Origin of the sequence: Flammeovirga aprica JL-4, from assembly GCF_012844305.1 — a bacterium.
In the GTDB taxonomy this organism is placed as follows: domain Bacteria; phylum Bacteroidota; class Bacteroidia; order Cytophagales; family Flammeovirgaceae; genus Flammeovirga; species Flammeovirga aprica.
This window is the reverse complement of record NZ_JABANE010000046.1, coordinates 1-23980: the sequence shown is the minus strand read 5'-3', so window position 1 is coordinate 23980 and position 23980 is coordinate 1. Positions and strand designations below refer to the sequence as shown.

Sequence of the window (23980 nt, the reverse complement as noted above, 5' to 3'; positions counted from 1 at the left end):
ACTTTGGCAAGAAAAAGCTTGAGTAAAACTTGATGATCACTCTTCTTTAGATCACTTTTCTTATACTGCTAAATAGAACCTTTTACTTAATGGTCAAAGGCTAAGTACTGTGACAGAAGAAAAGGGATGATTTTAGTTTAATATTTTTTATTCTAATCGAGGCAGGTTTGTAGAGCATAGCCTTAGTTACGCGATAAAAACCTAACGAAGAGTAGGATAAAAAAGATAAGATAAAATGTACCTTTCCTTTTGTCACAGTACTTAAGTACTAGGACAGATGTAAACGAGTGTTTCGTACACCATAGTTAAAACTATGGGTAAGTGATACAACAATCTAAACAAGACTAAAGTCTTGAAGATTGATAACGTAATCATCACTTTAGTGTTGGTGGAGTCAGTATCACCTGCCCATGACTTCAGTCATGGTGCACGATAGTATTGTTCCATTTCTTTTGTCTTAGTACTTATTCATTCATTTACCAAAGTATTCTTTGAGTTATACTTTAATATCTTTCATTTCTTTATGTGATTTAAAATAGCTGTCCTCTAGGTATCTATTTATTCGGAATTTAAAAACAGCCAGCCTAATATTTAACATAAAAGACTGACTGTTGATGCCATAACAATTAAAGTGTTATTTAATTTTTGATCACTTTAAAGGACTTGCTGAATCCATTATAATTGATTTTTAAAATGTTTACTCCTTTAGGTAAAGAAGAAATATCTATCGCATTATTATTATAAATTGTATTCAGAAGTAACTTACCATTTACATCAAAAATAGAGATTGTAAGTGCTGTTACAGGCTGTTTCAAATCAAGATTAATATAGTTTTGTGCAGGATTAGGATAAACATTGACTTCCAATGCTTCTAAAACATCTACAGCAAGAACTTCATCTTCTTTGATTGTGATTGGAGCAGAAGTAACCTCAAAGTCGATGATTTGAGAGTGATTTACTGTTATAGTATATGTCCCTTCTTCCGTTACCTCATACGTTGTCGCATTGGCTCCTTCTATCATTTCATCCCCTTTATACCACTGGAATGTATCACCTCCTAGCTGATCAATATCAGACACTGAGATAGTATAAGGCAATTTCACCTCTTTACTTTCTGTTTCACCCAGTACAATATTCTGTGATGTATAATTTACAGCAATATTCGTGTCATCAATCAAAGGTTTCACTTTTAGGATTTCTGTGAAATTCAATTCATTGTTTGAGATATCTAAAGAAGTAAGTGCTGAAAGCTTAGTAAGGTCAGTCATTATTGTCAAGCCTTTACCTTGTAAATCTAAAGCTGTTAAATCATTATCTGCATTCATTGTCACACCTTCCCATGTTGAAAGTGCTTTTTCAGCATCCCAAATTAATTGACCTGGATTTGCCAATGACAACACCAATAATGCATCCTTTACAGGCTTCACTTTATCAATCACAGTTACACTCAATGATGTAAACGAAAGATCTGATAAATCACTGTGCATTACTTTTACTGTATATACTCCTTCCTCAATAGCTTCATAAGTGCTTGCTCTCGCTCCCTCAATCTTTTCACTTCCTTTGTACCATTGATAAGAATTTCCTCCCAAACTAGCCATATCTGCTACCATGATTGTGTATGGTAATTGAACAGGCAATGTTTGTTCCTCACCAAAAGATATATTTTGAGCAGTATAATCAACAGTTACATTTGCATTATCTATAAAGCTTTTCACCTTCAAAATCTCAGCGAAATTCAACTTGTTTTTAGAAATATCTATAGTTACAAGAGTAGTCAATTCAGATAGGTCTGTCAATTGTGTCAAACCTTTACCTTGTAAATCTAAAGCTATTAAATCTGCTGTTTCACTCATTGTCACTCCTTCCCATGTAGAAATTGATGTTTGAGCATCCCAATTCAATTGACCCGAATTAGCATCTGATAAGGCTAATAATACCGATTGGATTGGTTTCACTTTATCTACAACTGTTACCCCTGCAGAAGTAAATGAAAGTTCCGGTAAGTCTGTATGAGCTACTTTTACTGTGAAAACCCCTTCTTCTGTTGCATCATAAGTAGTCGAATTTGCACCATCAATTATTGCTTCATCTTTATACCATTGATATGAATTCCCTTCCAAAGAAGAAATATCATTTATTGAAATTGTATAAGGTAATTGAGTTGATACAGTTTGTGCTTCACCTAAAGTGATATTTTGAGCAGTATAATCAACAGTTACATTTGCATTATCTATGAAGCTTTTCACCTTCAAAATCTCAGCAAAGTTAAATTGGTTATTTGATAAATTCAGTGAAGCCAACGCTGATAAGTTGGAAAGATCCGTCAATTCAAGAAGTGCCTTTCCTGATACATCTACTGCTGTCACTTTATTTAAATCATTGATTACAACACCTTCCCATTGAGTAACAACAATCTCATCACGCCAATCTAATTGATCTGAATTTGCATTCGCCAAAGCTAATAAAACTGTTTCGTCTTCTGAGAGTACTTTTGTAACAGTAATTTTTTCCGAAGTAAATGAAAGGTCTGGTAAATCAGAGTGAGATATCATTAAAGAATACACACCAGCTTCTGAAATACTTAGTGTTTCATTTGTTTCATCCTCAATAGCTTCTTCTACTTTAATCCATTGGTAAGTATTTCCTCCTACAACAGCAATATCTTCAACAGAAATAGTTGCTGGCAATTCTAAATCAACTGTTTTTTCTTCTCCTACTTTAATCATTTGCCCCGTGTAATTAACAGTGACCTCAGGAGCATCTATCATATCTTTTACTGTCAGAATCTCTCCAAATGATAACTTATTGTTTGAAATATTTAAAGAAGTGAGCGAAGTTAACAAAGAAAGGTCTGTCAGTTTCGTCAGTTCCTTACCCGATACATCCAAACTTCTTATCTCACTATTTTCCAACGCTATACCTTCCCATTGTACTAGTGGAAGTGCGTTGTCCCAATTTAAATCAGATGAGTTTGCTGTTTTTAAAGCCAATAAAATCTCTTTTGTTTCCTTAAATTTATCTGATAATGTGATTTTCTCAGATGTGAAAGATAGGTTGGCTATTGAAGCATTTGAGACTTCTACTTCATAAACTCCCTCTTTACTTGCTTCATAAGTAGAAGCAGTTGCACCTTCAATCGCTTCTTGGTTTTTAAACCATTGATAAGTATCTCCTCCTAAAGTTTCTAAACCAACAATGTTGATGGTGTAAGGGAAAATTACTACTTCTGATTTTTCCTCTCCTACTGCAATGTTCTGATTTAAATACTTTACAGTCATATTTTGATCGTCCATCAAAGTCTTTACTTTGCGAAGTTCTTCAAAATTTAATTTGTTATCAGAGACATTCAAAGATGTTAGGTCTGCTAATAAATTAAGATCTGTCAATTGCATTAAATCTTTTCCTGCCACATTTACGGCTGTTACTTTATTTTGATCATCAACTGAAACACCTTCCCACTTTGTCACTACTAAAGCATCACTCCAGTTTAATTTTCCATCATTGGCATTAGCCAACGTTAATAATACTGTTTCATCTGCAGATAATACTTTTGTTACTGTTATAAGCTCTGAAGTAAAAGTCAACTCCGGTAAATCAGTGTGGGATATCACTAAAGAATATGCTCCTGCATCTATGATTTTCAAAGTTTCATTCGTTGCTTCAGCAATAACATTCTCCTCTTTTTTCCACTGATATGTATTTCCAGCAACAACGTCTTTATTCTCTACAGCTAGAACAGCTGGCAATTCTAAATTTATTGCTTTAGCTACACCCAAAGTAATGTTCTGTTTCGAATAACTTACAGAAGTAGATGGATTGTCAATAAGGGCCTTAATTTTTAATACTTCCGTAAATGGTAAACTATTATTCGTAATATCCAATGCCGAAAGTGATGTCAATGCTGATAAATCAGGTAATTGTGTAAGACCTTTGCCTGCTAAATTTAATGCTACTACTTTATTACCTTCATCGAAAGTCACACCTTCCCAATCTTCTAAAGGTATCGATGTACTCCAATTAAATTTACCAGGATTTGCATCAGAAAGCTCCAATAAAAGATCAACCTCTGTAGAGGAAGCAATTGATTTAATTGTAATCGTGAAAGGAATGTTGACTCCTGCTGTAAGATCCGGATCTTGAGAAAGTATTCTTGTCAGTTCAAGGTTTCTTGTTTGACATACATATTCTCCTGTTTCAGAAATTGTAATTGAACGACCATCTGCAGTAGCAGAAGCAGGTAAACTCAGCCATTTATATTCGGTGCCTTCCACATGATGACGATCTGGAATGGTATAAGTCATACCACCCGATATATCACCATAAAAATGAACCTCCTCTTCTAACTCTTGAGCTCCAATTCCTCTTACTCTAGTACTCTTTTCTGTTAAAAAAAGAAACTTATTAAGTTCACCGTATGAAAACGCATTCTTTGATAGATAAATAGCACCTTTGATATACATCCCTTCACTATTAAAAATAGCACTTGGAATATTTTTCATACGTGGTGATTGAGTTTCAAGGTTCAATACATTCAATCCTGACATTCCATTATCAGGGTCTTTTATTGTTGATTCTGAAAAAGTTGTTCTTGAAATTTGAGAAGGAAAATACTCAAAACTGTTTCCTTTCAAATCAATGGTCTGCAATTTTGTTAAGGTTGCAAAGGATTCAGGTAAAATCGATATACCACCATGGTTCTTAAGAGTAAAAGTGATTAACTCTGTAAGGTTACCAATGTTAGTAGGTAGTTGTTTAATACTTTTTGAAGGGAGGCTAAAAGTGGCAAGTTCAAATTTCGTGATTCTTTGATCTTCATCTTCACCAGAGGTTGCATTTCCTAATCCCAATTTTCCTACAAAGTCATAAGTGTCAATGAAGTCACTAACATCAGGAAGTTGATCTGCAGGCAGGACTTCACCTTCTGCATTAAATATTTGTTCAGGAGTGTAGATTTCTGAAAATTCTTCCCACCCACTTTTCACAACAGATTCAGGTAGACCTTTATTTTCATTTCTGTAAGCATCAAAAGCAGATTGTGCCTCGCTGTTTGCTGGATTGAGGTAGAGTGCTACCATTGTCCAATAGTCTCCAGTCTTATCTTGTGCATAGATAAGCTGATTAAACAGTGTAAATACTGTTAGTATAAGTAAATTCTTTTTCATTATTGAGGTTGTTAATTTTTAAAAAAGCAAGTATTTAATTCTCTCCCTCTTATCTTTTCTTTTGCGCTATGTTGACTTTTAAAAAGATAGTAAGTAGACTTCTCTAAAAAGTAATTCTAAAGTAGAAATGCTGTATTAATACTTGAATTAATAGGGGTTAATTACGCATGACACGACAGGTTATTCCTTGAATAAGACATCAATTAGAGACTTATTCTAATCTTCAGCATTTCACATTACACCTAATTCATTTAGGTTACTTTCTATTTTCATCAAAATAAAAAGACACCACAATTCACTGACGTACAACACAATAAAATTTTTATTAATTTATTTTATTAATGCTTTAAGGTTTTCATTATGACTTCTATTAATACCCATTTCATATGTTTGAAGTATTAATGATACTTCAACTTTGAGACAAAAATGAAATGGAAAATTACGACAATCACATATAGCTACCTCCATCTTTAAATAATTATTATTGACGGGTATACTCCCTCAATAACAAAAAAATGCTGTCTGAAATTTAAGGCAACTTATAAGGGAACTACTCGTTTTTACATACTCACTAAGAGTATTGTAAATTGAGTATAAGGCAAACCTGAATGAGTAATTGATGATAGCTTTTCATTATTGACCACAAAATAACACATTCAAATATCGGGTGTTTGACAACTAATTTAATAGAGACAAAAAGAGACTGTTTATGTTAGGAAATCATCTGCTCATTAACTTGTTTTTGGTCAATAATACCTCTTATTATAATTCTTGAATTGTAAATAAAACGAGTGATAATCTTTTTATTAAGATTTCACTTGTTTTTTCATAATTAATTTGAAATGGAAAATCCAATACACAAATAAAAAATTCCATTTGTTCTTCGCACACTGTAAACTAAATTATCGTCAACTTTCTATCGGCATTTCTGAAAGCTTTTTATACTCTACTTTCAATCTTCCTTCTTCTTCATTTTTGTCTTGAAGCAAAAAATTCAAGGCTTAGAAGTCAAAAGCTAAATTCCATTTCTCTCGCCTAAATGATTTTAAACTCGCTAAAGCTCAAACAGGAATATCATTTTTAACGGCTCAATACATGAAATTCTTAACGCTTTTCCCTTCAAGGCCGGGGAAGCACTACTCAATGAATAGAGTAGAAAGCCCACTGGCGCGAATGTTAAGCGTTAGCATCATTCGTGTCCTAGAGATCATCAGAAATCTCCTGATTTCTAAATGATATAAATAAGATTACAATGTATTTAATTATGCAGGCAGGATAATAAGGGGATATTGCCCCCCTTTACAATGACAAAATAACTTACTACTTTTCTCTATTTTTCTTAAGTTATTTTATATGCTTAGATAGGATAAATAGTTGATTCTCTTCTTCTAATCTACCATTATTATGGCTTATTAAAGTTTGCTTAAAGAGGGGAAAAAGTCGACTTGGCGTGAAATGACATTATGATTATAATTCTGAGATTTTAAGTACTTATTAGGGAATAAGAACAAGTATTTCACTTTTTGCTAACGATTATATACTTTAACATAAAAGTAAAATACAAGTTCTACTTCCTTATTCATTATTATTACAGATTCACCAAAAATTAATATGGTGTATATTAAGTCAAAAAGTAGTAAATTATATTATTTACGCCCTATTCCAAAGTTATATGCTTATATAAAAGTTTATTCAGGTGCTTTATAATAGAATTGTAGCCACACATCATTGAAGAATAAGGACGATTATCTATTTCATTTTGACTTTTCAGTTTCCACTCTCAAAATTTTCCACTTTGCTAAATCATTGTTCTTTATTGAAGAGACCAAACAGATCTCTCCTCTTTTATTTATTGCCAATCGACAATTTCTGTTATTACTTCTTTCGGCAACGTTTTCAATATAAAAGTACCCCTCTTTTTCGATTATTTCCCACTGAACCAGTTTTTGTATATTTTTAGTTTCCGTAAGAAATACATCTTTACCATTTGCTTTTGATTTTAAACGGCATTTTTCATTTAATTTTTTATTACCGACAATGTCAAGATAATATAAATCCTTCTCAATAGGTATTAAAGACCATTCTTGAAACTCATCCTTAGTATTTTTCTGTATTAATTTCAATTCTTTTTGATGCTTTTTTGTACCTAAGCTTTCTGTATCTCTAGAATAATTTTGGATAAAAGTTCTTGGACCATTGGCAAAGATAAATTGACCCACTGGCAAAGTTTTTCCTTTCTTTTCAAAACCTGACCAAAGAATATTATTCAAATCAGCTGAGGTATTTGAATGGATCGTTATTTTATGAAAACCCTTCTTCAAACCAACAACTCCATATTTCATTTTATGGTCTTCCGTTAAGATTACTTTATCATCAATGATCACCTCTGACTTAATATTTCCCTTTCTATAAAAGGTATGATAACCATCGTTATCTACAGAAAGGTAACCACTGAATGAAACCTTACCTTTTTGAGATTTGATAGGCTTAGGAACTTGAACTTTACCTACAAATTTATTTTCACCATTATAATTCATGATAGCACCGACTTGTAGATCTGTTTTATCTTCCCCTTCCAAAAAATCTTTGATAAATGTTGGCTCCACCTTTGACTTATGGGCATTCATATGCTGGTAAGCCATTAATTCAGTATACACTCCCTCATCACCACAATACTCCATCCACTGATAAAGCTCTTGAAGTAATTTTTCTTTTATTTTCTTGTATTTAGGATCATCAGCCAGGTCCTTAAGGTTATCAGGATCGTCGTCAACATCGTAGAGTTCTACCTTTGGTCTATACTGATACTTATGAACTAACTTTGCTGCATGTTTATCTGTTTCAGCCTTCTCCAGCCATGACCTCCATATTTTACCACCTATTACTCCGTTTTGGAATGCACGTTCTGGAGAGGTATTTAGTATACAACGGTAATGTCCGTCAGTAACCGCCCTCACTCCATAATAATCACTTCCTTGTATCACACCTCTGGTTGTTTGCACACTAAAAGAATATTTTTTCCCTTTATTAGAAGGATCTTTAAAAATAGGAATGATATTGTGCCCATCTAATTCTTTTGAAGGTGTACCTCCTGCTGCAGTGATAAAAGTAGGTACAATATCATTATAATCTACTAATGCATCAGTTTCTACTCCTTCTTGGATAACACCCGGCCACTTCGCTATAAAAGAAGAATGAACTCCATCTTCATAGCAAGTCCATTTTGATAATGGAAAAGAGTTGCCTTGTTCCCCTAAAAAAACAAAGAGTGAATTGTCTGTAAAATTATATTTATCTAAGTACTGAGATAATGAATCTACCTGAGCATCCATATAGTTTACTTCTGCTAGGTACTTAGAGTACATTTCTCTTGTTACCTCAGTATCCGCCATATTCTTTTTTAATTTTAAAGACTTTGGTGGAAACAAAGAAGGATCTCCCACATTCCAAGGTCCATGGGGTTGGTGAGAGCAAATAATTAAACAGAAAGGCTCTTTTGATGTTTTGACTTCTTCTAAGAATGGTTTTATATTATTAATATCAATGAACTTACTACTCGTATCAAGAAATTCAAAAGGATAATTTTCTGATGGACCGATATGTCTTTTCCCTAAAAAAGCAACTCGATAACCTAAAGGCTTTAGATAATGAGGTAAACTTTTAATTTCTTGATTTGAAAAAGTATGATTAGGGTAAGCTCCTGAGCGTACTGGGTAAACCCCATTGAACAAGTTATGCCTGGTTGGAGAACACATTGGAGCAGCTTGATAGCACTTATTAAATTTCATCCCTTCACTTGCCATTTTATCCAACGTAGGGGTTAGTGAATTAGGACTTCCATAGGTTCCCAAATCACGGTAAGTACAGTCATCTGCTAAAAATAGTACTAAATTAGGTTTTTTATCTTGACCTAAAGCAGTTAATGATAGTAATGATATACAATATAAAATTGCTAATGCCTTTTTCATACTTTTATTGTTTTGGTACCCACAATCAGATATTATGGGAACTTTCTTTTTTTAAGTAAAATTCTATATTAAAAAAGTCAACTCTTTTGAAGAAGAAAAGTCTTCTGATGCCACTGATCAAAAAAGTTGTAACGTAAATAAAACTGGATACTATTAATAAAAAACTTAATCAAGTATAATTTGCAATTATTCCTTTATTCCAATGGCTTATTCTTTCTTGTTAAAAAGAATGGGGAACACTTTTCTAAAAAAATAAAATATTAAAAATTAAGTTTAAATAATTGTCATATATCATTGCATTAATGCTCAAAAAGACTCCTAAGGTCTAAATTTCATCACTTTACATTCCATCTTATTTTAATTAATAATATCTATTAACCTCTATTAATTCAAGTGTTAATACAACAATTATATCTTCAATGTGAGTAATTTTTCAGTAGGACTTATTAAAAAAGTACTTACTTAATTTTTACTATAAATGATATATATGAATTATTAGCTTTACATTTTTTTTAGGTACAAGTATGGAAAAATATTTTTTACTATTGATAATCATGATAAGTATAAATCACGATATCAGCTTACTTCACAAAGTAGAACTTTCCTGTGGAAATATCCTACAAAAACTATTCATTGTAGAGATATTGAAACATTCTGATGCATGAAAGTCAAAGTAGTATTGCCCGAAACCAAATGAAACTGCTAACAAATATTCGGTGATAAATGCTTATTACACCGAGTTTTGGACTAACATAATTTCAAGTAAAAGTACAATTTTTATTGAAATGAATAGAATAAAATTTAGCATCCAAACGAGCATACTATTTCAATACAACTCTCAATTAATATAAAAACTCATTTGGTCCTCATCTGCTTTCTGAATAATATTGTATGATCAACTAATTCACTGGACAAAGGCTGGAAACATACAATCAAAAAGCTGAAGAGGACCTACTGATAATTTTTTGATTTTTAATGAAATTAATGATGAAAAGATACTTACTTATATTAGGACTAACTCTTGTGCTAGGACATGCTACTCATGCTCAGGACAAAACAGGTGATTATTGGACTATGGTGGCACTTTATCTAAATCCTGCTAATAGTGAAGCACAAAGTGTATTTAATTCCTATAGAAATGAAAATAAAGGTCTACCTGAATCTGTTGTGAAAAGTGGGTGGGAAGAATTTTCAGAAATCTACACACCTGAACAAATTTTTAATGCTGATGGAGAAGTCTTATCAGCGGATCAACTGCCAAATGTGAGTGACTTCATTGAAGACTATGACTTTGTAGGAAAATTGGGATTAGGTGGAGCTACATCAGGAAGTGATGGGAATCAAAGAATTACAAAATTTGATTTAACTACATTTAGTCTCCCGTCAGAAAGTATCAAGAAACTCCCTTCCAACATAGGAAACCTTACTGCACTCACACTATTCAATATCAGAAATCAAAGAGGAATAACTACTTTACCTGAGTCCTTTGCAACATTAACGAAAGTACATTCCATTAATATAAAAGGAAATGGTTTTGAATACTTTCCCCCTCAAATTTCAAGAACAACGATTTCAGAATCACCCGTTAAAGATCCCAATAATGGTGCTCTAGGATTTAGTTTATTCAATATTGAAACACAATCACCACGAATGAAAAATATTCCAAGTGCAATATTTAATGGTGATGATATCTATATAAGAGATGCGATATACCTTGCATCCAATGCTTTTTCATATGGTGAAGTCAGTAAATTTTTGACTTTAACAGAAAATAGTGCGAGAGTAAGAGGCATGGGGGCACAAAGGGTAGATGAGGTTGTTCGTTTTTATGGTGATATATCAGGTGGTATGACTTACACTATTTCAGATCGTCATCATGTGGAAGGCACCGAATATAAATGGATAAACTTACCTGCTTCAGCTTCTGCAAATGGACGTTCTATTACATTTTCTGAAACAGGAGTTTATGCCTCTCAGACAAGAAACCTTGAGCTTAGTAGAACACTTTCACATGATCCTGACCTTACAGAAGGTATTAATATTCCTTTTTACATTACTATACAAACAGTTGATACTTCATCTGAAATCGACGCACTATTAGCTCTTGCTTCAGTCAATAATAACAATTTGAACTGGAATAAATCTTTAGCTTTAGAAGAATGGGAAGGTGTGACTTTTGATGAAAAAAATAAAGTTGCTACATTGAATTTAGCAGGTAAAGGTCTTACACAATTAATCGATTTATCTGTATTAACATCACTCACTACATTTGATATTTCTAACAATAGCCTAACATTTACTGAAATTTTAAAAGTAAAAGATATCATTAATAATCCGGCTGTCAACGTTAGTTATTCACAACAAAAGATTACTGTAGGAATACCTAAAGATGTTAATTTAGAATTACCAGCCACGCTTGTTATTGATGATAAAGATATTGTAGGTGGAAACGCTTTCCAATGGAAGAAAGGGGGCGAAATTATTGCTGAGGCAACAAATGAAACATTGATTATTACTGAAGAAGGTGATTATTCTCTAGAGATATCCCATACTGATTTACCCGAACTTACTTTTACCTCTGAAACTATCAGCGTCTTAACCAAAATACTTTCTCCAGATGAAAAAACACTGTTAGTACTCGCCAAAGCAAATGAAGGAAAATTAAATTGGAGTTTTGATTTGGTAGTTACTGAATGGGAAGGCGTTACTATAAATGAACAAAATGAAGTTACTGCCATAACTATAGCTGGTAAAGGTATTTCTCAATTAATTGACCTTTCATCTCTAACTGAACTGAAGTCCCTTGATATTTCCAATAATGCTCTAAATTTCACAGAGTTGATGAAAATGAAAGACTTTATTGATGAGCAAGGTTTTTCAATTCAGTATGTTCCACAAAATGTGGCCTTAAATGATGTTGAAACTGCTAGTGTTGAATTTCCTTATACATTGACCATTGATCAGATCAATGAATTGGGTGCTGATACCTACCAATGGTTCAAAGATGGAATACTAATTGAAAATTCTAATAATACCAGCCTTGAGGTAACCTCTGAAGGAGTTTATAAAGTTGAAGTTACTAATTCTGAAATTCCTAATCTCTCATTTACTTCTGAAGAAATTACTATTGTAGATAAAACAATAATCGATGTGCTTACTGCTTTATCTACTGCTAATCCTGATAAACTAGAATGGGACGACCCTGCCAAATATTTTGAATGGGAAGGACTAACATTTGAAGAGGGGTCTATTACCGCTATAGATATTTCTGCAAAAGGACTGACGAAGTTGACAGACCTTTCATCACTCAGATCACTTCAAGCTGTAAATATTTCTAATAATGAGCTGAATTTTACAGAAATTTTGAAGATAAAGGAACTGATTAAAAATCAGGATATCAGTGTCAATTATTTAAATCAGAACTTCATATTTGATGAAGACAAGATTATAGGAATAGATTTTCCTTATTCATTATCAGCTGATAATATTGCCTCTGTAGGGGGAGACCTCTTTCAATGGTATAATGGTGAAGAAATAATAGAAAATGCTAGTGAAATCTCTTTTGAGGTGAAAGAAGGTGGTGTTTATAGTGTAGTTATTTCCCACTCTGAGGTGCCTGGTCTCACCTTTACTTCTAGTAAATATACCCTCAAAAGTAAGCTGATTATTTTACAGGAAACACTTCTTACATTAGCCTCTGCCAACCCAGATAAATTAAACTGGAGCGAAACTCTACCTATTGATCAGTGGGAAGGAATAACTCTAGAGGGAGATAATCTGACGGGACTGAATCTAAGAGGAAAAGGTTTATCGAACTTAATAGATCTTTCATTATTTACTGAACTTTCCACTATAGATATTTCTGACAATAAATTCACTTTTATAGAGCTTCTCAAAGTAAAAGAATTCATTGACAATCAAGAAGTCACAGTCAATTATTCAGGCCAAAGTGTTACTTTTGGTAATGCTGAAACCCTTGAAGAACAACTTCCTTCTACTTTTAGTATCGATGGAACGGCATTTATAGGAGGTGATACTTACCAATGGTACAAAGATGACCTTCCATTGAGTAACGAAAATTCTATTTCTGTAACTATTACAGACGGTGGTAATTATACTCTTCTGATATCAAATAAACAATTACCAAACACCTCTTTCCTTTCTGAGGTTGTCACTATAAATAAAGTACTATCAGATGACGAAGAAGCTTTACTTGCAGTAGCCGACGCTAATCCTGGGCAACTTAATTGGAGTGAAGATCTAATCATTACTGCATGGGAAGGTGTGACGATTGATGAGCAAAATAAAGTTACAAACCTGAATATTTCGGGAAAGAATATTTCTATTCTAGCAGATCTTTCAGCCTTAACTGCACTTTCAAGTATGGATCTCTCCAATAACTCACTAAACTTTACAGAGTTATTAAAAGTGAAAGATTTTATTCATAATGAAGAGGTAAATGTCAGCTATCTTTCCCAAGATTTAGTATTGAATGAAGATATGGTGCTAAATGAGGTATTTCCTTATACGCTTTCCTTTGATAATTTGACGGCCACGGGTGCTGATACATTCTCTTGGTATAAAGATGGAGAGAAGATTGAAGGAAATACTATTGCCACACTTAACGTAGATGTAGAAGGAACATATAAATTAGAAATTTCTAATACAGAAATTCCCGGTCTTACCTTTACCTCAGGGAATATTTCAATAATGAATAAATCATTGCTTAATGTTCTTCTAGCACTATCGAACGCCAATGCCGGCTTGTTAAACTGGAATGAAAATGTTCATTATTTTGAATGGGAGGAACTTACTTTTATAGATGGTCACCTCACTGAATTAAATCTTTCGGGTAAAGATTTAACAACACTTATAGACCTTTCTCTACTTACAAATCTTACTTCACTTGATCTTTCTAATAATGCTTTAACCTTTACCGAATTATTGAAAGTGATAGATATTATCAATGATGATAACACAACAGTCAAATACTTAGGTCAAAATATTTCTATAGGCGAAAATCAGACGATTGACGTTATACTTCCCTATACTATTACATTCGAAGGTCTAACAGAAATTGGAGGAGACACATATAAGTGGTACAGAAACGGAAAAGAAGAAGAAGATGCTTTTGATAGTAAACATGAAGTTTCTAGAATAGGAAATTATAAAGTAGAGGTTACAAATTCTGAAATTCCTGATCTTGTGATTACAACAAATACGATCTCATTACAAAAAAGAAATCAAGCGGTAATGGATGCACTACTAGCATTGTCTCAAGCCAACCCTGATCTCTTAGACTGGCATCAAGATATAACCTATTTTAAATGGGAAGGGACTACTTTTAAAGGAGCAAATCTTATAGAATTAGACCTTTCAGCTAAAAGCTTAAAAAAACTTACTGATTTATCAGCATTAAATAAGTTAATCAGTCTGGATGTTTCTAATAATGCTCTTAATTTCTCTGAACTACTTAAGGTAAAAGAGATGATTGAAAATGAAGAAGTCAGTGTAAACTACAGTGAGCAACATATTCAGGTGGGTAAAACGGAGACCATAGCTTTATTCCCTCCATATATGCTTTCTTTTGAAGAATTGGACAGCATAAAAGGCACAAAATATCAATGGTACAAAGATGAAGAACCTATTGAAGGTGGAATCAATACCTATTATGATGTTAATGAGGTGGGAGACTATAAAATGGTAATCATGCATCATGAACTTCCTGATCTGACTTTCACTTCAGAAACAGTTACGTTTAAGATTGACGATCCTCTTTCAACAGATCATTTGGATCCTCTAGCCTTCAGTTCTTACCCCAATCCTACTCAAGGAATTGTATACCTTAACTTTCAAAAAAACACCCCTTCAGGTATTCAATTTTCAGTGTTCAATGCCATTGGAAAACAAATGCTCAAGGGTAGTTATCATAAAAAAGGAATTGATCTAACTGCGTTCCCGTCTGGCATCTATTATATCAATGTAACGATTGAGAACAGCAGTAAAACTATAAAAGTGATCAAAAAATAGAATTCATTTATTCATTTAAGCTACTGAAAATTCGTTTAGTAGTATATAAAAGTAAAGGATTAGGTTTATAACTTAATCCTTTTTTATTTCTTAGATTTTCGTCTAGTAATACAGTTTCTATTAAAAAGTAAAATGGATATGTAATTAGCTTATCATTAAGCAGTACATCCATCGGCATTGAAGGGAAAAGCGTTAAGAATTTCATGTATTGAGCCGTTAAAAATGATTTTCTTGTTTGAGCTTTAGCGAGTTTAAAATCATTTAGGCGAAAGGAATGGAATTTAGCTTTTGACTTCAATGCCTTGAATTTTTGCTTCGTTTTGTTTCAAGACAAAATGAAGAAGAAGGAAGATTGAAAGTATAGCAATGAAAGCTTGTAGAAATTTAGACTAAAAAAGCCACCGTAAAACTACAACGTCTACAGATGTATTTTACGGTGGCAAATATATTATCTATTTTAATATCCTTACAAGACTTGATCTAAATCAAAAACAAATTCTTCTCCATAACTTTCCATATATTTTCTTTGGAACTCAGACATCACTCTCTCCACTCCCTCAGTATCTCCTTGACTATTCATCACTTTGCATCGGATTAAAATTCCTTCCTCACTTAAGTTGTCAAGTAACAATAATAAATTTGCAATCTTATTAGCGTGATAAGGAGTAAGTTTGTCTTGATTCTGCTTATAAAAAGATAACAGCAGTTCGTTTATCTTATATATTAATTCATTTCTGGTACTTTCAAACCATTCAAGATGCAAATCACCCAATACGCCATCTTTACCAATAATTTTTGATAAAATATCAATGGTTTCAAGGCTAATTTCATCGCTATTCAGCAATTCATGGAAAAGTTTCCAATCAGAGAAAATTTCTTCAGAAAGGCTAATTTTCCATTTATTTTCTTCTTTCGAAATTGTTATTTCATCTAGTTGGGCTAACGTTTTTCTTAATTTCGAAAGGTTGACCAAACGGTTATTATTAGCACTTTTCTTTGATTTATCAAACCAGAAAACATTATTGAACTGATCTGTAGTTAATCCTTTTTCTTTATCAGTCTTAAATAATAATAATAAGATAATATCTCTCTGTAAAGGAGATAATTCATGTGTGATGTCTTTCCCTTCTTTACTCACAATCTTAAAACTATTAAGAATATAAATGGCATTATGCTTTGTCAATAAGTCATCTTTCTTTTTACTGAAAGTATTCTGAAGTGTTAGATGCTGTATGGGTTCTTTTTTCTCCTGAACCACTTCCTCCTTTTTCACTTTTGAAAGAGGTACATCTTTAACTTCTAGTTTCTTCTCTATCTGATTATTTTTCCTTTTTCCTATAAATATAACCCCAACAACAGCCATTAATACAACAATAAAACCTATGATAAAAGTGAAAGAATTGGTTTCTTCAATAGGTTCTTCATCAGGTAATGGTATAACAGGAAAATCAATTTGATAAATAGAGATGTCAGTGTTATCGTATTTTGAATTATAATATGATGATATCACAATTAACTTTTGCAATGACTCCACATAACTCATCTTTGCCTGACTGAATATATCTTTAAATGTGAATGGAATGGAATCACCTAAAATAGAAAAAGAGGCAGTAGTAGGATCAATACTGATCAACTGTAAATTGGTATGAAAATCATCCATATCAAATGCTAATGCATAGAGTGAAGAATCTTGATTGATTGAATGTAATTTCCCGAAAAACGCATAACTTTTATCAAACCCAATTGGTACTATCGTATCAACCTTCACTTGATTTTCAACGATAGAAGCTGCTATTAATTCTTTCATGATATGAGGTTTATTCCATTGGTCACCATCTTCAGAACCAAAGCCTCCAAGAAGATAAAATGAATTATTTTCTACGTCTGACATGGCAGAAAGATAACGTGGCATTATAGGTTGATCTATCGTTAATTTTCTAAACTCTTTTCCCTCTCTGATATGAAAATCGTTGCTGTACTTATAATGTCCATAACCACCAAAAAATAATTGGGAATTTGTGCCTTTGATATCAGAATAAACATGGTGCAAATATTTTTCACCAATCAAATAATCTGTAAGCTGTTTTTCCCATTGATTCTTATTCTTATCAAAAAAAGTAACTACACTATTTTCAATGTAATATAGTCCTACCTGCTTTCGCTCTTTATCATACAATAATTTTGTATCAATAACCATTTTCATGGGTTTGTCAGAATAGTCGAAAACCGTATTTATACTTTTCTTGAAATCAATTTCATACAATTTATCAGCGGTGGAAAGAAATAGTTTGCCATTATCATCAAAATCATAGTAAGCCTTTCCTTTTACATTAAAAGTGGCCATCTTATCCCAGTGTGAATTATGATTCTTGAGCCACCTCGGATTAGTAATATTACCTTCTAATCCCTCTTTTTTATCATAAGCTATTGTGCCTTGATTTTCATCAAAATCCCATTCATGTTTTAGCTTTTCAGTATTGTAAATGGCAATTTTATAGAGATTAAAAGAACATATATCTTGAGAGAAAATACCTTCATAATCCAAAACCCCAAAAAATAATTTCAATTGCTCTAATGAATATTTTTTTGGAAACGCTACACTCGCTAAGATATCCTCATCTTTGTAGAGCACAATTCTGTTGTCGATGGAATTCAACGTAAGTTTCAGTTCAAATAAATCATTCAAATCCCCTTTGAGACTAAATGGCACCTGTTTGTTGCCAACAGCCAAAATAAAATTCTCTTTGTTCGATTTATTTGGTACTTGAAGGATGTCAATATTGAATCTTTGCTTTGTGAATATTCTGAATAAATACCCAAACTTAGCTTCTTCTGAATTATTAAGTTTTAATTGAAAACGAATACTACTTAGGAGACCAAGCTTAATAAAGTTTTCATTACGTGATGGAATCTCTAGACTAGAATTATTCTCCCAACTTTTATATAAACCATAATTAGAAAAATGTAATCCGTTATTTAGGTTTCCTATGGTAGCCTCGTTTGCCAGAATTGAATGACAGGTTAATAAATATATAAAATAAAGAAGTAATTTTTTGATCATATTCACTTAGAGTTGCAGTCGTTTATGTGAAAAAATAAGCCCATAAACCATTTCAAGAATATTGTTTTAAACAGTTCAAAAGGTTTTGATTAAAGTCTAATTTTAATAAACAGAACTTTATATTTAATCAATAATCTTGGCTTACATAGTAAGTACTAACCTACTATTGAAATAAAAAACACACTAAATAAAAAATTAGGTCAGCAAGAAGTTTATGATTTATTCCATTTATTAAACAAACTTACTAAACTCTTCTGCTTCATGTCAAGTTCATGTAAATAAATATTTACAAACCTCTTTATTGTCATTTACCTAACGTCATCAAACTCATCTTAAATAGTTTATTAATCAATGAAAAAACTATTAGTTATATTTTATCTCGCCCTTACTAACCCAATTTTAGTGATTAACTATTTTTCTTTATACGTGTCTTTAGGTACTTCACTCTGAGTGGAACCAACCCTTCAAATTTAGCCCAATGGGCATTGTTCAGAGTTTGCAGATCAATCTCCATCCCTTTAGCATCTACTAAAAGTACCACAGTATTCAATATAAAATTAGTTTCAACAGGGTCTTTACACTGATCTAAAACACTTAATATTAACGACTTAGGATCAGTAGCTCCTGTAAGACCTAAAAACTCTACTGCACGTGTACGAACTAATAAGTCGGCGTCTGAAAGAGCCATTTCTTTTGCTATTTTATAAAAAGAGGATGCTTCCTGTCCATATGTACTTAAATTTATTAAAGCCCAATAACGTTCCATTGCATCCTTTGATTCCAATGCTTTTTGAATACCTTTCTTCGCTTTTTTGAAAGGTAAAAGCTGAAGGTCTGCAATGTCTACCAACTTATTAATTCTTATCTGATTTTCTTTACCGAAAGCTACACCGTCTCCAGAACTTAATTTTAAAAATGAGGGTTCTGGTAAAAATGATAAATCAGGGAGGCCTTTTACACGCTTTTGCATAATACTTCTCATTTCCAACAACACACTTTTATATGACGGATCATTGGCTAAATTATTGATCTCGTGAGGATCTTTTTCTAAATCATATAACTGTTCAGGCAAACGTGGTCTGTAAAAAGCTGACTGCACATCTTGAAGTTTTCCTTTTTGTGCCAAATCTCTCCACTCTTTGAACGCAGGTTGTTTATAACGGTAAAAATTATGAAGACCATCAAAGTTAAAAGGCTGATAACTTCTCCAATAACTGTATTTCCCTTTTCTTAAAAAGCGAACCATATCATATTTTTCATCAAAACGATCTGCATAACCAAAAGCTTCATCTCTTTGATTAAGATCCTCTAATGTTACACCTTTCCCAAGAAAAGGCTTTCCGTCTATCTGTTCCGGAATAGGAAGTCCTGCAAGGTTTAAAACTGTTGCTGATAGATCAATAAACTCAACAAAACCATCTATTCTTGAGCCCTTAGGAGCAGGGACAAGATGTTTCCAATTCTCAGGTACATACACTACCATTGCTACTTGAAGTCCGTCATTATGTGCATATCCCTTTCCTCCAGGGAGTACTCCTCCATGATCGCCATAGTGGAAAATAAAAGTATCCTCAAGCAACCCATCCTCTTCCAGTTGTTTCACAATACTACCTATTCTCTTATCTACATGATGGTTTAAAGAAATATACTGGGCATACTTTTTCCTAAACAATTTTGTATCTGGGTGATAAGGAAATAAGTCAACATTTTCAGCATTACTGATGTTCTCCACATTTTTATTCAACGGACCAAACAATTTACTCTCATGTGTGTCCATGAAGTTTTGTACATGAAAAAAAGGCTGATTGGGTTTCCTATTTCTGAAAGTGGCTTTTTTTGAACTTTCATCCCAAACACCTTTAACTTCTTGCTTCGTGAAGTTATAATCCTGCTTACTGTTGTTTGTTGTATAATACCCTGCTTCTCTCAAGTATTTGGGAAACATTTTCAACCCTTTGGGCATGTGTACTTTCTCTTGTGGACGGTGAAAGTGAACACCTGTTTTGGGTGCATAAACACCAGAAATAATTGTACTTCTAGCCGCAGAACAAACCGGTGCATTGGAATAAGCATGATTAAAAACCAATCCATTTTCTGCCAGTTTTTCAACATTGGGCATAGGAGCACCATGCTTTGGATTATACAATCTGTACCAGTTTGCTGAGTTATCTTCAGTGGTGATCCAGACTACGTTTGGTCTTTTCTGCTGTGCAAATACTGAGAAATGCAGACACAATGTAATTAACAACAAAAGACCTTTTATGTAATTCGATTTCATTTCTTTTTTGATTTTTAAAGTACTGAGTCGCAATTCAATTAATGTACGGCAAAAACACCCTCAAAATAAGGGTGCCTTTTAGTACTAAATTTACTAGTTAAAATGCAGTGAATAATAGTCAAAACTGAAAAATATCAGTGTATATTCTGCTCTTACTCGTTCTTTGCCAAACTTATCTTTAGATCTCCTGCTGATGGAGGAGCATCACTAGGACTAATTCCCCAATTGTAATTTGCTTTTGGTCCCATTACTAATTCTAGCTTACCGCCATTTGCTATTTCACTATGAGGGAACCAAGGTTTATTCCAGTCTTTACCGTTTAACGTAGCTGATTGAATGTATTTATTTTCTTCCGAAAGGTTTGTAGCTTCAATCGTAAACACACTGCCATTACCTAACTTTATAGAAACTTCATCAAAAAACGGTGTACCAATATTATATGATGGCATACCTGCTGTAACAGGATAGAAGCCCATTTGAGAAAAGGCTACAAATGCTGACATTCCACCGCCATCTTCATCTCCAGGTATTCCCATCAGATCATTTCTAAACCACATACGTACCAACTGCTTAATACGCTTCTGACTTTTCCATGGCTGTCCAGCATAATTGTATAAATAAGGAATATGTAAAGAAGGCTCATTGGCCATTGAGAATTGCCCAACGTTTCCTGAGTGATCAGGCAACTGAGCAAAGAAAGCATATTTACTTCTTCCCAAGGGTTCATTAAAAGTAGCATCAAGATTTTTAATAAACTGTTTTTCTCCACCCATTAAAGAGATAAGGTCTGCAACATTATGAGGAACATCCCAGCGATAAACCCAAGCATTATTTTCACCATAATAATCTCTGGCTCCCATACCCCCTGAAAACTTATAATCAAACGGTTCTATGAAATTCCCATTTTTATCTTTTGGATGGAAAAAACCTGTTTCTGTATTAAAAACTTTTCGGTAATTCAATGACCTATTGAAGAAATAGTGGCTCTCTTGTTCTTTACCTAACATCTTGGCAATTTCTGATAAACACCATTCATCATATACAGTTCCTAAAGTAACCGCAATAGGCTGTCTTTTTTCATGATGATGTACCTCTGGTACTGTTTCTTTTTCACCAATAGCCAAAGCAGGAAAATATCCATTTTCTTTATAAAAAACATCTAATTCTCCAGCTTTATCCCATGACCAAGGTGCTAATGTTTTCTCTGTAATAGCATTCTTACAAGCTTCATACGCCTTTTCTAAATCAAAACCATCCAAACCTTTTGCAGCGGCATCCAAAACAGTTGCTACACCATGATTAGAGTTCATTCTTCTACTATCTCCCATTACTTCTGGGAAAGTTGGCATCCAAAAGTTAGGCATCTGCTCAGCCATTCTGATGTATGAATTGAGAATGTCTTTCTCTAACTTTTTCTCCGTCAATATTCTCAATGGATGTGTGGCACGGTAGGTATCCCATATCCAATCATCTGTATAAAAAGGTGTTCCGTTATCTCTATGTATATTCCCATCGAAAGCACTGAAATAAAATCCATCTTCAGAAATACAAACAGGGCGCTCGTAGGTTCTATAAAGTGAAGTATAAAACAACTTAAGATCCTCTTGATTTTTTCCTGAAATCTTAATTTTAGACAACACATTGTTCCATTTTTGTTTACCATCAGCTCTTAAGTCAGCCATGGATTTTCCTTTCAATTCTCTTTCAAGGTTTTTCTTCGCTTGTTCACAACTGATAAAAGAGACTCCATATTTAACTTTCAGTTGTTCGGTTTCTTTACTAAAAGTAAGTGCGGCACATTTATTTTTACCTTCTGACGTATGCAGAGTTGTATTTATTTTCCCATTTTCCAATATACCAAAGCTTTCGGCAAGCTCTTCTGTTTCAAGGTATATGTATACTTTTGTATTATTTTTTGTAACTTCATTGTCTACCAGTTGATAACCATAAATACTGTTGCTTTCGATTTTTATCTCACCAGATTTATTATTGATCATCAATACTTTATCACCTTGTTTTTTAAAGTCAAAAATATACACACCAGATTGATGGGATAATCCATAAGCTACATTTATAGCCTCTTCATCTAGGTAGACATCATAACTGTAAGGTGTAATTTTCTCCTGATCGTAACTATAATGTACTACTGAAGAAAGTTCATCACTTAAATAAGATGGACTGATTGTAAATGCGGACTCACCTCTATGGCTTGTCGTTACTGTAGGCAATCCTTTTATTTTATCTGAAGTAAAATCAGCCCTTTCAGGAATCACTCTCAACATACTGTTCGGTAAATGTACAGTGGGGAAAGTAGGTACAAGTAAATGACTAATATTGCCTAGATAAGGATTGACATAATCTACCGGTGAGGTATCCTCCTTGTGTATTATTTCTTCTTGGCTCCCGATGCGTCCAGCACACCCCATTAAGCCTAACAATAAAATTAAAATATATTTTTGCATTACATTATAATATTAACTACTGTAAATGTTTTTGTTTTAGTTTTTTCGAAGCCTCTTTGGTCAATTTCAAATAAAAATCGGATGGTAAACCCTCATAATTTGAAAACTGTAAATCTCCTTTCACTGGTTGATTTGTACACTTAAAAATCGATGTACCTTCATCTACTTCATCAAACATGGCGATATAAAGCATTTTCGCTCCGGCGTCAATTGAAGTATTCAATAAGGTATTATAAAAAGCTCCTTTTTTTCGTGGGATATGATTAAGCGGAGCTTGCTCTCTCTCATAGGCACTCAAGTTATGCCAACTAAAGCCTGGGTAAGCAATGGGTACATAATCCACATTATTTTCCTTACACCATGCAATATCTTTTTCTACTATTTTTCTATATCTTTTTTCGAGATTAGGATTTTTTGAATTGAACCTTCCTACCATCCAAGGTAGAATTATATCAGCCTGCTTGATATAATTATGAAAATTATCTGCTTTTATACAATCGGCACCTTGCTCTCTCCAATAAGTGGGAATTCCCATCATTAAAGCACAACCTCCATATTCAGGATCATTCTTGAAAAAATCAATTAGCTTCTGTAATTGAATCTGTTCCAAAGAATAAGTCCGGTCAGGGAAACCAATGCCCCAAATGGCTACCAAAGGTTTATTATTATGATACAGATAGCTTTGTTTCTTTCCTCTATTTGTAATTTTCAGGCTATCTACAAGCATTTTCCAGTCATTGATAATCACATCACAGTTTTGAACCTTTGCATTCATCCCTGATAAATCATACATCACTGCAATCGCTCTTTTTTCTTTTTCTGCAGCATTGACCGCGTTGCGTAAAACGTTGGTCATGGTTATACTTTTCTTTTTATTTTTTACGTCCCCATAAAAACGTTGCATAAATGGGTAATGGATGATTTAGGTTGATTCTTTGTTATATGTATATGAGACATTACAAAGAAATACGTTGTCCTCACTGTGAAGGCAACGATATAGTGAAAAATGGTCATAG

Annotated in this window: 7 protein-coding genes; 1 reads left to right on the top strand and 6 read right to left on the bottom strand. The window is 33.1% G+C overall.

The features are described 5' to 3' along the window. Window positions 1-638: 638 nt before the first annotated feature. Window positions 639-5165, bottom strand: a complete 4527-nt coding sequence (locus HHU12_RS17000) for a T9SS type A sorting domain-containing protein (protein ID WP_169657944.1) — start codon at window positions 5163-5165, stop codon at window positions 639-641. A 1754-nt stretch (window positions 5166-6919) separates the two neighbouring features. Further along, the gene (locus tag HHU12_RS16995; RefSeq protein ID WP_169657943.1) at window positions 6920-9133 is read right to left on the bottom strand and encodes a sulfatase family protein; all 2214 of its coding nucleotides are present in this window, start codon (window positions 9131-9133) and stop codon (window positions 6920-6922) included. Window positions 9134-10120: 987 nt separating this feature from the next. Here HHU12_RS16995 and HHU12_RS16990 point away from each other — a divergent pair. After that, window positions 10121-15163, top strand: a complete 5043-nt coding sequence (locus HHU12_RS16990; protein WP_169657942.1) for a T9SS type A sorting domain-containing protein — start codon at window positions 10121-10123, stop codon at window positions 15161-15163. A gap of 466 nt (window positions 15164-15629) precedes the next feature. Here HHU12_RS16990 and HHU12_RS16980 read toward each other — a convergent pair whose 3' ends face one another. The 4 genes from HHU12_RS16980 to HHU12_RS16965 form a co-directional block, all read right to left on the bottom strand. Further along, entirely contained in the window at window positions 15630-18224 is a 2595-nt protein-coding gene (locus HHU12_RS16980; RefSeq protein ID WP_169657940.1) for a hypothetical protein, read from the bottom strand. Window positions 18225-18630: 406 nt separating this feature from the next. Continuing rightward, window positions 18631-20502 (bottom strand): sulfatase family protein, encoded by a 1872-nt coding sequence (locus tag HHU12_RS16975; RefSeq protein ID WP_169657939.1) that lies wholly within the window; start codon window positions 20500-20502, stop codon window positions 18631-18633. A 152-nt stretch (window positions 20503-20654) separates the two neighbouring features. Beyond that, window positions 20655-22964 carry a GH92 family glycosyl hydrolase gene (locus tag HHU12_RS16970; RefSeq protein ID WP_169657938.1) on the bottom strand — a complete coding sequence of 770 codons (2310 nt, stop codon included), beginning with the start codon at window positions 22962-22964 and terminating at the stop codon, window positions 20655-20657. Between the two features lie 16 nt (window positions 22965-22980). Then, window positions 22981-23820 carry a glycoside hydrolase family 71/99 protein gene (locus HHU12_RS16965; RefSeq protein ID WP_169657937.1) on the bottom strand — a complete coding sequence of 280 codons (840 nt, stop codon included), beginning with the start codon at window positions 23818-23820 and terminating at the stop codon, window positions 22981-22983. Window positions 23821-23980: the final 160 nt, after the last annotated feature.

Excerpts from the sequence above, each read along its gene's own strand:
- HHU12_RS17000 (WP_169657944.1), bottom strand. The coding sequence starts at position 5,165 with ATGAAAAAGAATTTACTTATACTAACAGTATTTACACTGTTTAATCAG.
- HHU12_RS16995 (WP_169657943.1), bottom strand. The coding sequence starts at position 9,133 with ATGAAAAAGGCATTAGCAATTTTATATTGTATATCATTACTATCATTA.
- HHU12_RS16990 (WP_169657942.1), top strand. The coding sequence starts at position 10,121 with ATGAAAAGATACTTACTTATATTAGGACTAACTCTTGTGCTAGGACAT.
- HHU12_RS16980 (WP_169657940.1), bottom strand. The coding sequence starts at position 18,224 with ATGATCAAAAAATTACTTCTTTATTTTATATATTTATTAACCTGTCAT.
- HHU12_RS16975 (WP_169657939.1), bottom strand. The coding sequence starts at position 20,502 with ATGAAATCGAATTACATAAAAGGTCTTTTGTTGTTAATTACATTGTGT.
- HHU12_RS16970 (WP_169657938.1), bottom strand. The coding sequence starts at position 22,964 with ATGCAAAAATATATTTTAATTTTATTGTTAGGCTTAATGGGGTGTGCT.
- HHU12_RS16965 (WP_169657937.1), bottom strand. The coding sequence starts at position 23,820 with ATGACCAACGTTTTACGCAACGCGGTCAATGCTGCAGAAAAAGAAAAA.